The 14,191-nt window shown below is 73.8% G+C and carries 12 protein-coding genes and 1 pseudogene; 9 read left to right on the forward strand and 4 right to left on the reverse strand.

What is annotated here, in order from left to right:
- Positions 1-5 precede the first annotated feature (5 nt).
- Both AB0L21_RS14870 and AB0L21_RS14875 read left to right on the forward strand, forming a co-directional pair.
- Positions 6-833 (forward strand): carbohydrate ABC transporter permease, encoded by an 828-nt coding sequence (locus AB0L21_RS14870; protein ID WP_365707231.1) that lies wholly within the window; start codon positions 6-8, stop codon positions 831-833.
- 32 nt (positions 834-865) lie between these two features.
- Positions 866-2,263 carry a GH1 family beta-glucosidase gene (locus tag AB0L21_RS14875; RefSeq protein ID WP_365784301.1) on the forward strand — a complete coding sequence of 466 codons (1,398 nt, stop codon included), beginning with the start codon at positions 866-868 and terminating at the stop codon, positions 2,261-2,263.
- Positions 2,264-2,327: 64 nt separating this feature from the next.
- Here AB0L21_RS14875 and AB0L21_RS14880 read toward each other — a convergent pair.
- A pseudogene (locus AB0L21_RS14880) lies at positions 2,328-2,645 on the reverse strand (protein kinase); the annotation flags it as partial.
- Between the two features lie 189 nt (positions 2,646-2,834).
- Between AB0L21_RS14880 and AB0L21_RS14885 the strand changes: the two are divergent.
- Both AB0L21_RS14885 and AB0L21_RS14890 read left to right on the forward strand, forming a co-directional pair.
- The gene (locus tag AB0L21_RS14885; RefSeq protein ID WP_365784303.1) at positions 2,835-3,761 is read left to right on the forward strand and encodes an RNA polymerase sigma-70 factor; all 927 of its coding nucleotides are present in this window, start codon (positions 2,835-2,837) and stop codon (positions 3,759-3,761) included.
- Positions 3,762-3,856: 95 nt separating this feature from the next.
- On the forward strand, positions 3,857-4,846 hold the full coding sequence (locus tag AB0L21_RS14890; RefSeq protein WP_365784305.1) for an NAD-dependent epimerase/dehydratase family protein: 990 nt from the start codon (positions 3,857-3,859) through the stop codon (positions 4,844-4,846).
- An 84-nt stretch (positions 4,847-4,930) separates the two neighbouring features.
- Here AB0L21_RS14890 and AB0L21_RS14895 read toward each other — a convergent pair whose 3' ends face one another.
- The gene (locus AB0L21_RS14895) at positions 4,931-6,040 is read right to left on the reverse strand and encodes a HAMP domain-containing sensor histidine kinase (protein ID WP_365784307.1); all 1,110 of its coding nucleotides are present in this window, start codon (positions 6,038-6,040) and stop codon (positions 4,931-4,933) included.
- A gap of 1 nt (position 6,041) precedes the next feature.
- Positions 6,042-6,788, reverse strand: coding sequence for a response regulator transcription factor (locus AB0L21_RS14900; protein ID WP_365784345.1), 747 nt, complete (start codon positions 6,786-6,788; stop codon positions 6,042-6,044).
- A gap of 193 nt (positions 6,789-6,981) precedes the next feature.
- Between AB0L21_RS14900 and AB0L21_RS14905 the strand changes: the two genes are divergently transcribed.
- From AB0L21_RS14905 to AB0L21_RS14915, 3 genes are read left to right on the forward strand one after another with little or no spacing between them, the layout of a single operon-like run.
- Positions 6,982-7,653, forward strand: a complete 672-nt coding sequence (locus AB0L21_RS14905; RefSeq protein ID WP_365707333.1) for a glycosyltransferase family 2 protein — start codon at positions 6,982-6,984, stop codon at positions 7,651-7,653.
- Complete coding sequence (locus AB0L21_RS14910) at positions 7,650-8,282, forward strand: DUF2064 domain-containing protein (RefSeq protein WP_365707241.1); 633 nt, start codon at positions 7,650-7,652, stop codon at positions 8,280-8,282. Before AB0L21_RS14905 ends, AB0L21_RS14910 begins: the two co-directional genes overlap by 4 nt.
- Positions 8,279-9,073, forward strand: a complete 795-nt coding sequence (locus tag AB0L21_RS14915) for a methyltransferase domain-containing protein (protein WP_365784309.1) — start codon at positions 8,279-8,281, stop codon at positions 9,071-9,073. The genes AB0L21_RS14910 and AB0L21_RS14915 overlap by 4 nt, the downstream gene beginning before the upstream one ends.
- Before the next feature lie 313 nt (positions 9,074-9,386).
- On the opposite strand, the gene AB0L21_RS14920 is transcribed toward AB0L21_RS14915, so the two are convergent.
- The gene (locus AB0L21_RS14920; RefSeq protein WP_365707245.1) at positions 9,387-10,652 is read right to left on the reverse strand and encodes a molybdopterin-dependent oxidoreductase; all 1,266 of its coding nucleotides are present in this window, start codon (positions 10,650-10,652) and stop codon (positions 9,387-9,389) included.
- 112 nt (positions 10,653-10,764) lie between these two features.
- Between AB0L21_RS14920 and AB0L21_RS14925 the strand changes: the two genes are divergently transcribed.
- Together AB0L21_RS14925 and AB0L21_RS14930 are read left to right on the forward strand one after the other, a co-directional pair.
- Positions 10,765-12,120, forward strand: a complete 1,356-nt coding sequence (locus AB0L21_RS14925) for a hypothetical protein (protein WP_365784311.1) — start codon at positions 10,765-10,767, stop codon at positions 12,118-12,120.
- Between the two features lie 408 nt (positions 12,121-12,528).
- Positions 12,529-14,187 (forward strand): catalase, encoded by a 1,659-nt coding sequence (locus tag AB0L21_RS14930; protein ID WP_365707249.1) that lies wholly within the window; start codon positions 12,529-12,531, stop codon positions 14,185-14,187.
- The last annotated feature ends 4 nt before the right edge of the window (positions 14,188-14,191 follow it).

Raw genomic sequence — 14,191 nt, forward strand, 5'->3', positions numbered from 1 at the left:
CGTCCATGGCCGCTCGCACGCCCACGACATCCGGGCGCCGCTGGGGTTCCACCATCGCCGGTGTGCTCATCCTGTGCGTGATGCTCTTCCCGCTGTACTGGATGCTCAACACCGCGCTCCAGCCCGCCTCGGGTCTGCTCCAGGTCGACCCGGTCCCCTCCAGCCTGGACCTGTCCGGCTTCTCCAAGGCCCTGGACGACCAGGGGGGTCACCTGCTGACCTCGCTGGCCGTCTCGCTCGGCGCGGTCGTCATCTGCCTGGCGGTCTCCGCCCCGGCGGCCTACGGGCTGGCCCGGTTCGGCCTGCGCGGCTCGCGGACGATCGTGTTCGGCACGCTGATCACCCAGATGGTGCCGGGTATCGTCATCGCCAACGCGCTCTACAACTCGTACGTCGATCTCGGCCTCGTCAACTCCTACTTCGGCCTGATGCTGGCCGACGCCTCGCTCGGCATCCCCTTCTCGATCGTGCTGATGCGGTCCTTCATGGTGTCGATCCCGGGTGAGGTGATCGAGGCGGCGCAGATGGACGGTGCCGGGCCGGTGCGGACGTTCCTGCGGGTGGTGCTGCCGATGAGCCGCAACTCGCTGATCACATCGGGTCTGTTCGCCTTCCTCTTCTCGTGGAGCGACTTCATGTTCGCCCTCACGCTGAACACCACCGACGACGTCAAGCCGGTCACCCTGGGTATCTACCAGTACATCGGCGCGCACGTCGGCGACTGGGGCTCGGTGATGGCCGCGTCCGTGCTGTCCGCGGTGCCCGCGGCGATCCTGCTCGTGCTCGCCCAGAAGTACATCGCCGCCGGCATCACCGGCGGTTCCGTCAAGTGACCCGCCCCACCGCACACCTGGAAACGGCCTCCATGACTGACTTCCCCGACGCCACCGGCTTCCCCGGTTTCCCGCCCGGCTTCGTCTTCGGTGCCGCGACGGCCTCGTACCAGATCGAGGGCGCGGCCCGGGAGGACGGCCGCGGGCCGTCGATCTGGGACACCTACAGCCACACGCCGGGCCGGACGGCGAACGGCGACACCGGAGACGTGGCCTGCGACCACTACCACCGCTACCCGCAGGACGTGGCGCTGCTGCGCGACCTGGGCGTGGACTCGTACCGCTTCTCGATCGCCTGGCCGCGGATCGTGCCCGACGGCTCCGGCCCGGTGAACCCGAAAGGGCTGGACTTCTACTCCCGGCTCGTCGACGAACTGCTGGCGGCGGGCATCGAGCCGGCCGCCACCCTCTACCACTGGGACCTGCCGCAGGCGCTCGAAGACCGGGGCGGCTGGCGGGTGCGGGAGACGGCGGAGCGGTTCGCCGCGTACACGGCCGTCGTGGCCGAGCACCTGGGCGACCGGGTGCCGCGCTGGATCACCCTCAACGAGCCGTGGTGCAGCGCCTTCCTCGGCTACTCCGTGGGCCGGCACGCGCCCGGCGCGCAGGAGGGCCGGGGCGCGCTGGCCGCCGCGCACCACCTGCTGGTCGGCCACGGCCTGGCGGTCGAGGCACTGCGGGCGGCCGGGGTGCGCGAGGTGGGCATCACCCTCAACCTCGACCGCAATCTGCCGGCCGGCGACTCCCCCGCCGACCTCGCGGCCGTGGTCCGCGCCGACACCCAGCACAACCTGGTGTGGACCGAGCCGATCCTCGCGGGACGCTATCCGGCCACCGAGGAGGAGACCTGGGGCGAGCTGATCGCCGGTGCGGACTTCCGGCGGGACGGCGACCTGGAACTGATCTCCCAGCCGCTGGACTTCCTCGGCATCAACTACTACCGGCCCATCGTGGTCGCCGACGCCCCCCACCGCGAGGCCGACCCGGCACGGCGGGTGGCCACGGACAACCGCTACGCGGAGGTCAGGCTGCCGGGCGTACGGCACACGGCGATGGACTGGCCCGTGGTCCCCGGCTCCTTCACCGATCTGCTGGTCCAGCTCAAGCAGCGGTACGGGGACGCGCTGCCGCCGGTCCACATCACGGAGAACGGCTCCGCGGAGGACGACACGCTCTCCGCCGACGGCGCGGTGCACGACACCGACCGGGTGGCCTACCTGCGCGACCACCTCACCGCGCTGCGCGCCGCGATCGACGCCGGCGTCGACGTCCGCGGCTACTACGTCTGGTCGCTGCTGGACAACTTCGAGTGGGCCTTCGGCTACGACAAGCGCTTCGGGATCGTCCGGGTCGACTACGACACCCAGCGACGCACACCGAAGGACAGCTACCACTGGTACAAGGCGATGATCGCGGCACAGCGGGGGTGACGCGGGTTCCTGGCGGACGCGCTGGGGTGGCGGTCACGGCCGTGACGTCCGCGGCCCGGGCGATGTGGACCACATCGGCGGCGTGGACGGACTGCGGGGCTTCGGCCACCCTGGCGATCAGCGCCAGGGCCGCGTCGACCGGCTGCGGCCCGCTCCCCTGGAGGGAGGACCCGGGGACGTAGGCCGTGGCCGGCCAGGGCTGGTCGGCCCGCAGGTCCGCGTCGACCACCGGCACGGTGTGCAGGCCCTGGACGCGCCGGGCCGCGGCCACTTCCTGTTCGAAGCGCTGGCGGAAGGACGGACCGCCCCAGTATGCGCGGTGGACGACCTCGACCGCCGCCGCGCTGCCGGCCGGCGTGCGCCCCGGGTGGACGCGGCCCATCCCGGCGGGTGCGCGGCGCCGACGGGCTGAACCGGCGGTCGAGCGATCGACGGCGTGAACGAACGCGCCCCACCGCGACAGATTCTGACGGGGTGTGACGCACGCCACGGACCGAGACTGTCACACGGCGACGGAGACCGGCATCTCGTGGGAGTGGCAGAGTCGAGCGCGAAGAAGCGGGGGCCGGACATGGGTGAACGGGAGACGGGCGGAGCCGGGCACCTCGCGGGCGGGAGCCGTCTGGGCTCCCCGACCGAGGCTTTCCTCGCCCACCGCAATCTGCTGTTCACCGTCGCCTACGAGATGCTGGGTTCGGCCGCCGACGCCGAGGACGTCCTGCAGGAGACGTGGCTGCGCTGGGCGGACGTCGACCCGGCGACGGTGCGGAACCAGCGGGCGTACCTGGTCCGGATCACCACCCGCCAGGCGCTGGGCCGGCTGCGTACGCTGGCCCGGCGCAGGGAGTCCTACGTCGGCCCTTGGCTGCCCGAGCCGCTGCTGACCGCCCCCGACGTGGCCGAGGACGTCGAGCTGGCCGACAGCGTCTCGATGGCGATGCTGCTGGTGCTGGAGACGCTCACACCGACCGAACGGGCCGTGTTCGTGCTCCGCGAGGTGTTCGGCGTGGAGTACGACGAGATCGCCGAGGCCGTCGGCAAGAGCCAGGCCGCCGTCCGCCAGATCACCCGCCGGGCACGCGCGCACGTCGCCGCGCGCCGGCCCCGCGGAGCCGTCTCCGCGGCCGAGACCCGCACCGCGCTGGAGGCGTTCCGGCGGGCGGTCGAAACGGGCGACCTGCAAGGCCTGCTCGACATCCTGGCGCCCGACGTCGTCTTCCTCGGCGACGGCGGCGGAGTCGCCCAGGCCACACCGGTGCCGGTCGTGGGTGCGGAGCGGGTGGCTCCGCTGGCTGCCGGGCTCAACAGGTTCGGCCCCGCCGCGTCGCTGGAGCCGGCCCAGGTCAACGGCTACCCGGCGCTGGTCTTCCGGATCGACGGCAGGATCGACACGGTGATCGCGGCGCACTTGAGCGACGGCCGTATCACCGGCCTCTACGCCGTCCGCAACCCCGAGAAGCTGTCGCGCATGGAGCGTGAGACCGTCCTGCGCCGCTGAACCGCCTCCCCCCTGCTGCGCGCCCGTCTTACGGAGTCGTGACGTGCGGGCGCGGCCTCCCGGCCCGGTACGGCGGCGGGCCTAGCGTGGGGGGCATGCGGGTACTGGTCACCGGCGGCGCCGGGTTCATCGGGTCTCATGTGGCCGAGGCGCTGACGGCGCGCGGGCACGAGGCGGTCGTGTTCGACGTGCGTACGGCCCCGGCCGCCGACGTACGCGATCCCCTGGCGGTCGCGCGGGCCGTGGCCGGCGTGGACGCCGTCTGCCATCAGGCCGCGATGGTCGGGCTGGGGGCGGGGTTCGCGGACGCGGCGGAGTACGTCTCCCGCAACGACCTGGGCACCGCCGTACTCCTCACCGCCATGGCGGACGCCGGGGTACGGCATCTCGTGCTGGCCGGGTCGATGGTCGTGTACGGCGAGGGCCGGTACGTGTGCCCGCGCGACGGGGTCGTACGGCCGGGGCCGCGGGCCGTCACCGATCTGGACGCGGGGCGGTTCGAGCCGAGGTGCCCGCTGTGCGGCGCGGAGCTGACCCCCGGGCTGGTCGGCGAGGACGCGCCGGCCGATCCGCGCAATGTGTACGCCACGACCAAGCTGGCGCAGGAGCATCTGGCCGCCGCCTGGGCCCGGTCGACCGGCGGATCCGCCGTGTCGCTGCGCTACCACAACGTGTACGGGCCCCGGATGCCCCGCGACACCCCCTACGCCGGCGTCGCCTCCTTCTTCCGTTCCGCACTCGCCCGGGGTGAGGCGCCCCGCGTCTTCGAGGACGGGCGGCAGCGCCGGGACTTCGTGCATGTCCGGGACGTGGCCGCGGCCAACGTCGTGGCGCTGGAGGCGGGGTCCGCGCCGGGCGCGCTGACCACGTACAACACCGGCAGCGGCGAGCCGCACACCGTAGGGGAGATGGCCCGCGCGCTGGCCGACGCCCACGGCGGTCCCGCGCCGGTCGTCACCGGGGAGTACCGGCTGGGCGACGTACGGCACATCACCGCCGACTCCTCACGGCTGCGGGCGGAGCTGGGCTGGAAGCCGGAGGTCGGCTTCCAGGAGGGCATGCGGGAGTTCGCGGCCTCGGGGTGACCGGGGCCGGCGGTCTCTTCGGAACCCCGCTCAGCCGGCATCGTCCTCGGTGTCCGGCTGACGCAGAAGGGGGGGGGAAGGCGCCTAGGGAGCCGCGGGAAGCGTGACCTCGAAGCGGCAGCCGCCGGGGATGTTGTGGACGGTGGCCCGGCCCTGGTGGGCCTCCACGATTCCGCGCACGATGGCGAGGCCCAGGCCCGCGCCGGCCGGCGGGGTGCGGGCGTGGGTGCCGCGCCAGCCGGTGTCGAACACGCGGGGCAGGTCGTCCTCCGGGATGCCGCCGCAGCCGTCCGTCACGGAGAGCACCACGCCGTCGGGCGAGCGCTCGGCGGCGACGGCGACGGTGCCGTCGGCGGGCGTCCGGCGGATGGCGTTGACCAGCAGGTTGCCCAGGACGCGGCTCATCTCCTTGGCGTCGACCTCGACGGGGACCGGCTCCACCCGGTCGCCGACCAGCCGTACGCCGTGGGCGCGGGCGAGCGGGTCGGCTCCCGCGAGGGCGTCGCCGACCAGGTCGTAGAGCGAGATCCGGGACGGGCTCAGCGGGAGCGTGCCGGCATGGATGCGGGAGAGTTCGAAGAGGTCGCCGACCATGTCGTTGAGGCGCTCGACCTCGGTGCGGATCTGCTTCAGATAGCGGTCGGGGTCGTCGGCGACGCCGTCCTCCAGGGCCTCCGACATGGCGCGCAGACCGGCGAGCGGGGTGCGCAGGTCGTGGGAGATCCAGGCGACGAGTTCCCGGCGTGAGGTCTCCAGCAGGCGTTCCCGTTCCCGGGATTCGGCGAGTCTCGCGCTGGTGGCCGCCAGCTCGCGGCTCAGTTCGGCCAGTTCGGCGGTGGCCGGGCCCTCGGGGGCGGCGAAGTCGCCGGCCTCGCCGAACGAGCGTGCCGCCATGGCGAGTTCATGACTGCGGGCGACGACCCAGCGGCCCAGTATCAGGGCGGTCGCCAGGGACACCACGGCCGCCATGGCGACGACCGTCGTCACCACGGTCAGGTCGTGGGCGGACAGGAACATCGCCCAGGCGACCGCGAGAGTGCCGGCGAGCACGCCGCCCACGCCGACCGCCGCGATCACGGCGAGGGACACGGTGAGCGAGCGGCGCCGCAGCAGCCGGAGAGCGGCGGCCCCGGCCAGGCCCGTGACGGCGGCCCCGGCGAAGGCGAGCAGGGCGATGAGGACGGTGTCGCGCACGTCAGCCCTCCGCTTCCGCGCCGCTCGGCTCGAAGCGGTAGCCGACACCCCACACGGTCTGGATCAGGCGCGGCCGGGCGGGGTCGTCCTCGACCTTGCCGCGCAGCCGGCGGATGTGGACCGTCACGGTGGACAGGTCGCCGAAGTCCCAGCCCCACACCTCCCGCATCAGGTCCTCCCGGCTGTACGCCTTCCCCGGGTTCCGCATGAAGAAGGCCAGGAGGTCGAACTCGCGCAGGGTGAGGGCGAGTCCGGTGCCGTTCTTGGTGGCGCGGCGGGCGGCGGGGTCGACGGTGACGCCGGCCGCGGCCAGCGGGCCGGTGCCCGTGCCGGGCAGCGCGCGGCGAAGTACCGACCGCACCCGCAGGACCAGTTCGCGGGGGCTGAACGGCTTGGTCACATAGTCGTCGGCGCCGACCTCCAGACCCGTGATGCGGTCGTCCTCGTCACCTCGGGCGGTGAGCATGACGACGGGGACGGGGGCCCGCGCGCGCAGCCGCCGGCAGACCTCCAGGCCGTCCATGCCGGGCAGCATCAGATCCAGCACCACCAGGTCCGGCCAGTGGGCGGCGGCGCGGGTGAGGGCGGTGGGGCCGTCGGCGGCGCGGTCGACCACGTACCCGGCGCGGCCGAGATAGCCGGCGACGATCTCGGCGACGGTCGCGTCGTCGTCCACGACCAGGACCCGGGCGGCACCGGGGGCGGACCGGGGGGCCGGCGCGGCGGTGTCGGGTGCGGTCCCGTCCATGGCTGGGCGCCCGGCGGGCACGTGCGGCTGCTGCATGCCTCCAGCCTGGCACCGGGCCGTAGCGGGTGTCGCACCCATGGCCGGGTTCCGGCCCGGACGTCCGCGTTTCGTAAGCAGCGCCGGCCCGATATGCCCGGTTCCCCTTCGTAGGGTGAACGGCGTGACCCCCTCATCCCCCTCATCGGCGGCGAGCGTGGACGTGGTGCTGCCCTGTCTGGACGAGGCGGAGGCCCTGCCCTGGGTGCTCGCCCGGATCCCGGCGGGCTGGCGCGCCCTCGTGGTCGACAACGGCTCCACCGACGGCTCGGCGGACATCGCCCGCGCCCTCGGCGCGACCGTCGTGCACGAGCCGCGGCGCGGTTTCGGTGCCGCCTGCCACGCCGGGCTGACCGCCGCCACCGCCGACGTCGTCTGCTTCTGCGACTGCGACGCCTCCCTCGACCCGGGGCACCTCGTGCCCTTCGTCCGGGACGTCCTCGACGGCCGGGCCGACCTGGTCCTGGGCCGGCGGCGGGCGCGGACCCGGGGTGCCTGGCCCGCACACGCCCGGGCCGGCAACTTCGCGCTCGCCCGGCTGCTGCGCCGTCGTACCGGGCTGCGGCTGCACGACCTCGGCCCGCTGCGTGCCGCCCGCCGGGAGCCGCTGCTGGCGCTCGGCCTCAGCGACCGGCGCAGCGGCTATCCGCTCCAGATGGTGGTGCGCGCGGCCGACGCGGGCTGGCGGATCGCCGAGCACGACGTGCCGTACCTGCCGCGCACCGGCACCTCCAAGGTCACGGGCACCTGGCGCGGCACCTGGCAGGCCGTGCGGGACATGAGCCGCGTCCTGGCCGAGCCGCCGGCCGGCGGGAGGACCGCGCCGTGACCACGCTGCTCGTCATCGCCAAGGCACCGCTGCCGGGGCGGGTCAAGACGCGGCTCACCCCGCCGTTCAGCCCCGCCGAGGCGGCGGCGCTCGCCGAGGCCTCGCTCGCCGACACCCTGCGCGCGGTCGCGGCGACCCCCGCCACCCGGCGCGTCCTGGTGCTGGACGGGAGCCCCGGCCCCTGGCTGCCGCCCGGCTTCGAGGTCGTACCGCAGTGCGCGGGCGGGCTGGACCTGCGGCTGGCCGACGCGTTCGCGCGGTGCACAGGTCCCGCCCTGCTCATCGGCATGGACACCCCGCAGGTGACCCCGGAGCTGCTCACCGTGGACTTCGCGGGGTACGACGCGTGCTTCGGCCCGGCGGAGGACGGTGGTTTCTGGGCGCTGGGGCTGGCCGAGCCCGACCCGGCTCTGCTGCGGGGCGTGCCCATGTCGACGCCGTGGACGGGTGCCGTCCAGCGGCGGCGGCTGGTGGCCGCCGGGCTGCGGGTGCGCGAACTGCCCCGGCTGCGGGACGTGGACACGGCCGCCGACGCGGTCGCGGTCGCCGCCCGGGCGCCGTACGGCCGGTTCGCCGCCCGGCTGGCCCGGTGCGCCGCGCACACCGCCGGACCCGGGACGGGGCGATGAGCACCCGGAGCCGGGACCGGGCGTTGAGCTCGCCGCCGGTCGTCTCCTGGGCCGGGGCCGGTCCCTACGCCGTCGCGCTGCGCACCGGGCACGGCCCGCTGTTCCTGCGCCGGACCGACGGCTGGCTGCTGCCGCTGGAGGTCGAGCGGTGGTGCGCGCGGGCGGACCCGGTCGACCGGGCGGTGCTGGACCGGTGCGAGGGTGCCGTGCTCGACGTCGGCTGCGGACCGGGGCGGCTGGTGGCGGAACTCGCCGCCCGGGGCCGTACCGTCCTCGGCATCGACGTCAGCGAGGCCGCCGTCGACCACACCGTGCGGCTCGGCGGCCAGGCGCTGCGACGCTCGGTGTTCGAGCCGCTGCCCGGCGAGGGACGCTGGGGCACCGTGCTGCTCATGGACGGCAACGTCGGCATCGGCGGCGACCCGTGCGCCCTGCTGGGCCGGGTGGCCCGGCTGCTGCGGCCCGGCGGTCTGCTGATCGCCGAGACGGCCGCGGTGGACGTCGACGAACGGTCCGAGGTGCAGGTCGTCGACGGCACCGGCGTGGAGACGGGCGGCCATGGCGCCTTCCCGTGGGCGCGGCTCGGCACCCCGGCCCTGCTGCGGTACGCGGGCCGGGCGGGCTGGCGGACCGCCGGTCAGTGGACGGCCGGCGGGCGCCGCTTCGCCGCCCTGCGCAGCCGCAGCCCCCGCAGCGCCAGCAGCAGCGCGGAGCCCGCGAACAGCACCGCGCTGATCAGCAGCCAGCGGGCGAGGAAGCCGTCCGCCGACAGGCCGGTGGCGGACCGGTAGGGCCGGTCCACCATGCCGGTGATCAGCGGGAACCACACGAGCAGCAGCAGCCCGGACAGGGCGGCCGGGACCCGGACGTACATCGTCCGCTCCCGTCGCCCGGCGGCGCCGAGAGCGCGGACGACCGCCCGGTCCGCCACCGCGTACAGCGGCAGCAGCACGAGATCGTGCAGCAGGGCCGCGCCCACCAGCCACAGCGCGACGGCCTGCCAGTCGCCCGCGAACAGCCGTACGCCGGCATAGCCGGCGAGCGCGAAGGAGCAGGCCAGCAGCAGGATCTGGAAGGGGCTGCCGAGGGTCGGGCGCGGGCGCATCACAGCTCTCCGAAGGTCAGCCGGGCGACCCACTTGGTGTTGAGCACACCGGGCGCCGCGGGCACGATGATCCGCGCCGGGTGGCCGTGGTCGGGGGACAGGTCCTCGCCGTTGACGTACAGGGCGAGCAGGGAGCGCGGGTCTGCCACCTGGTTGGCGCGCAGGGCGGCGCGGCGGAAGGCTCCGTGCCGCTGGAGGGACTCCACGAAGAGATCCGGCGGGTCGCCGTCGTACCCGACGAGCGCGGCGAGGTCGCGCAGCCGCACCCCGCGCCACCACTGGTCCTCCGTCGACCAGCCCTCGACGCAGGCGATGGGCAACGCCGAGCTGTGCAACGGCAGTCGGAGCAGCTGGGCGCGGCTGAGGCGGACCGTTCCGGTGCGGCCGGTGACGACGAGCCGCCATGCCTCCTCTCCGGTCTCCGCCGCGTCGATCCCGGCGTAGGCGGCCGTCTTGTTGATCTGGAAGCCGTTGGGCCCGCTGCCGGGGTCGGCTCCGCCGTGCGGTGCGAGGAGGGCGGTGCGCCGCAGCACGCCCCCGACGCTCTGGCCGGCGGTGGTGACCAGGAGCAGCAGCGAGGCACCCCCGACGAACCACAGCGCCCCACGGCGGGACACGGTCGGCGGCAGCGGGCGGGGGGACACCAACTCCCCCGCCTCGGGCGTACGGGACACCGGCTCGCCCCGCTCTTCGCGCCGCCGGCAAAGGCTTCGTACGGCGGTCGGCAGTTTCAGCGCCGCGTGCGCCGCGAACGCGGCGAAGAACACCCAGGCGCCGTAGAAGTGCAGCGGGTAGAAGGAGCCGGGGAAGACGTAGTCGAGCTGGACGTTGAGGACGCCGGTGGTGAACTCGAACAGCCCGCCGCCGACGAGGAGGAGCAGGGAGATCCGCTCCAGGGCGTGCGCGAGCGAGCGGGCCGGGGGCAGGGCGAACAGCCTCGGCACGACCGACCAGAGCTTGGCCAGCAGCACCGGGATCAGGGCGAGGCCGAGGGTGACGTGCAGGCCCTGGGTGAGCCGGTACAGCCAGTACGGGTTCGTCGGCCAGGCGAAGAGGTAGAAGCCCAGGATCCCCTTGTCCGGCGTCTGGTCGTTCACCCGTGCGAGGCCCGGGTTGTAGGCGGCGTAGGACACCAGGCCCGTCACGAACAGCACCGTGATGCCCGCCAGCAGTACGGTGCCGAGCACCGAGGTGAACCAGGGGCCGCGCAGCGGACTGCGCCAGAAACCGGGCGAGGAGGGAAGCCGCGGGTCGTCGTCTCGCATGCTCCGACGGTAGGCCGCAACCACCCCTGACCGGGGCCGCGACCCATGACGAAACCCTGACGTCGGGCCGCCGGTCCCCTCGTTCCCCCGCTCGCCGCCCTAGCGTTCCGGTGTGACCCAGGCTCCCCTCCGTGACCGGTACGCCGGCCTGCGCGCCGATCTCTGTGCCGCGTCGGCCGCCGCCCTGCTCGTCCTCGTCGCCGTGCTGGTCGGCCGGCACATCCAGGACACCCGGCGCACCCTGTTCGTGCACTGGCCGCCGCTGTTCGCCGACTGGGACCCGCATCCGGGCCCGGGCACCCCGGCCGCCGTCCTGGTGGCGGTCGCCGTGGTGGCGTACGGGCCGGCGGTCGCCGCACGGCTGCCGTGGCGGGGGCTGCTCCTCGGGGCCTGGGCCACGGCACTGGCCTGGACGTGGTCGCTGGCGCTGGTCGACGGCTGGCAGCGGGGTGTGGCCGGGCGGCTCACCACCCGCAACGAGTACCTGACGGTGATCGGCCGCTTCCACGACCTTCCGGCCACGCTGCGCGACTTCACCCACCACATCGTGAGCGGCTCCCCCGGCCCCTGGCCCGCGCACATCGCCGGGCATCCCCCGGCGGCCACCGTCACCTTCGTCCTCCTGGACCGGGCCGGGCTGCGCGGCGGCGGCTGGGCCGGCGCCTGGTGCGTCACCGTCGGAGCGACCGCCTGCGTGGCGGTGCTGGTGGCGGTGCGGGCGCTGGCCGACGAGCGCCTGGCCCGGCGGGCGGCGCCGTTCCTCGTCCTGGCCCCGGCCGCCGTGTGGGTGGGCGCCTCGGCCGACGGCTACTTCGCGGCGGTCGCCGCCTGGTCGGTGGCCCTGCTGGCCCTGGCGGTCACCGGACGGTCCGTGGCCTGGGCGGCGGGCAGCGGGCTGCTGTACGGCCTGACCTGCTACCTCTCGTACGGCCTGACGCTCTTCGCGCTGATCGGGGCGGCGGTGCTGGTGGCGGGACGGCGCCGGGTCCGGGGGCGGCGGGTCCTGGCGGTCCTCTTCGTGGCGGGGGTGGCGGTCGTGCCGACGGCGTTCACGCTGGCCGGGTTCGACTGGTGGGAGGGGTACCGGCTGCTGGTGACGCGCTACTACCAAGGCGTCGGCGGCACCCGCCCCTACGGCTACTGGGTGTGGGCCAACCTGGCCTGCACGGTGCTGGTCACCGGCCTGGCCACGGCGGCGGGGCTGCGGCGCACGGCCGTGACGCTCGCCCGCCACCGCCCGGCCCGCTCGGCGCGGTCCCGGCTCGCCCTCCTGGTGGCGGCGGCTCTCCTGGCTCTGCTGGCCGCCGACCTGTCCGGCATGAGCAAGGCGGAGACGGAACGCATCTGGCTGCCCTTCGCGACGTGGCTGCTCGCCGCCTGCGCACTCCTCCCCCGCCCACGCGGTTGGCTCACCGCCCAGGCAACGCTCGCGCTTCTCCTGAACCACCTGCTGTTCACCGGATGGTGACCCGCCATCAGGGGGCGTCGGCCGGTGGGGTGAGTGAGGCGGCCAAGGTTCGCTGGGGTGCCCGGTCGCGGGGCCGAACAGACACCGCCCACGGAGTGAAGGGTGCCTCGCAGCGTCCGGGCTCATGCGTTCCGGCCGGGCTTCCTCGTGGGGAAGCGGCGGTACAGGAGCGTTCCGCCGTGGTCCCCGTTCCGGTGCCCGCGAGGGTGCCGGGCGGCTGATGCCGTACGACGGCCGGGGTCGGCGCCGGGCGGGTGACGGGCGGTTCGGCGGGCGTCTTCGCACGACCGCCGCACCCGAGAGCCGTACGGGGGTTCGGCACGGGCATGGCCGCGCGCCTTCGGGTACTCGGCCGGTGGTCGTGGCGAGCTTGTCGTATCGCCTCTCCCGTTTCTAGGAGCCCTCGACATGACAGACGTAGCAGGCACGGGTCCCGCCTCCGGAGACGACCGGAGGATCCTGACCAACCGACAGGGCCACCCCGTCTACGACAACCAGAACCAGCGCACCGTCGGCGCCCGTGGGCCCGCGACGCTGGAGAACTACCAGTTCCTCGAAAAGATCAGCCACTTCGACCGGGAACGCGTCCCGGAACGGGTGGTGCACGCCCGCGGTGTGACGGCGTACGGCTTCTTCGAGGCGTACGGCGCCTGGGGTGACGAGCCGATCGCCCGCTACACGCGCGCGAAGCTGTTCCAGGAGCGCGGCAAGCGCACCGACGTCGCCGTCCGCTTCTCCACCGTCATCGGCGGCCGTGACTCCTCCGAGGCGGCACGCGACCCGCGTGGCTTCGCCGTCAAGTTCTACACCGAGGACGGCAACTGGGACCTCGTCGGCAACAACCTGGGCGTCTTCTTCATCCGGGACGCCATCAAGTTCCCGGACGTCATCCACGCCCTGAAGCCGGACCCGGTGGACTTCGAGCAGAAGCCGAACCGGATCTTCGACTTCATGTCGCAGACGCCCGAGGCCATGCACATGCTGGTCAACCTGTTCAGCCCGCGCGGTATCCCCGCGGACTACCGCCACATGCAGGGTTTCGGCGTGAACACGTACAAGTGGGTGAACGCCGAGGGCAACACCGTGCTCGTCAAGTACCACTGGATGCCGAAGCAGGGCGTGCGGTCGATGACCGAGGAGGACGCGGCCAACGTCCAGGCCGGCTCCCTCGGTCACGCCACCAAGGACCTGTACGAGGCCGTCGAGCGGGGTGAGTACCCCGAGTGGGAGCTGCTCGTGCAGGTCATGGACGACCACGAGCACCCCGAACTCGACTTCGATCCGCTGGACGACACCAAGACCTGGCCGGAGCAGGACTTCCCGCCGAAGCCGGTGGGCCGGATGGTGCTGGACCGGATGCCGGAGAACTTCTTCGCGGAGAACGAGCAGATCTCCTTCGGCACGGGCGTACTCGTCGACGGCCTGGACTTCTCCGACGACAAGATGCTCGTCGGCCGCACCTTCTCCTACAGCGACACCCAGCGTTACCGGGTCGGCCCGAACTACCTCCAACTGCCGGTCAACCAGGCGAAGAACGCCCGGGTGCGCACCAACCAGCGCGACGGGCTGATGACGTACCACGTCGACGGCGGCGGGGAGAATCCGAGCGTCAACTACGAGCCGTCGATCCGTGGCGGCCTGCGCGAGGCGGAGTATCCGACGCACGACGAGCAGGGCCCGGAGATCCGCGGCCGGCTCACCCGCAAGCGCATCCCCCGCACCAACGACTACCTCCAGGCGGGCCAGCGGTATCTGCTCATGGAGCAGTGGGAGCGCGACGACCTGGTGCGGAACCTGGTGGGTCAGCTCTCCCGGTGCGACCGGCCCATCCAGGAGCGGATGGTCTGGCACTTCCTGCTGGTGGAGAACGACCTGGGGCTGCGGGTCGGCGAGGGCCTCGGCATCCGCCCGGAGGACGTCGCGGACCTGGAGCCGCTGGCCAGCCAGGATCTCACCGAGGAGGACAAGGAGCGGCTGGCGAACCTCGGCAAGAACCCGCCGCGCGACGTCGAGGGCCTCACCATGACGCACTGCGTCCCGGACGCGCGCCATGAGGTGACGAGGTGATCCG

The sequence above is a fragment of the Streptomyces sp. NPDC052721 genome, from assembly GCF_040678315.1.
Classification (GTDB): Bacteria; Actinomycetota; Actinomycetes; order Streptomycetales; family Streptomycetaceae; genus Streptomyces.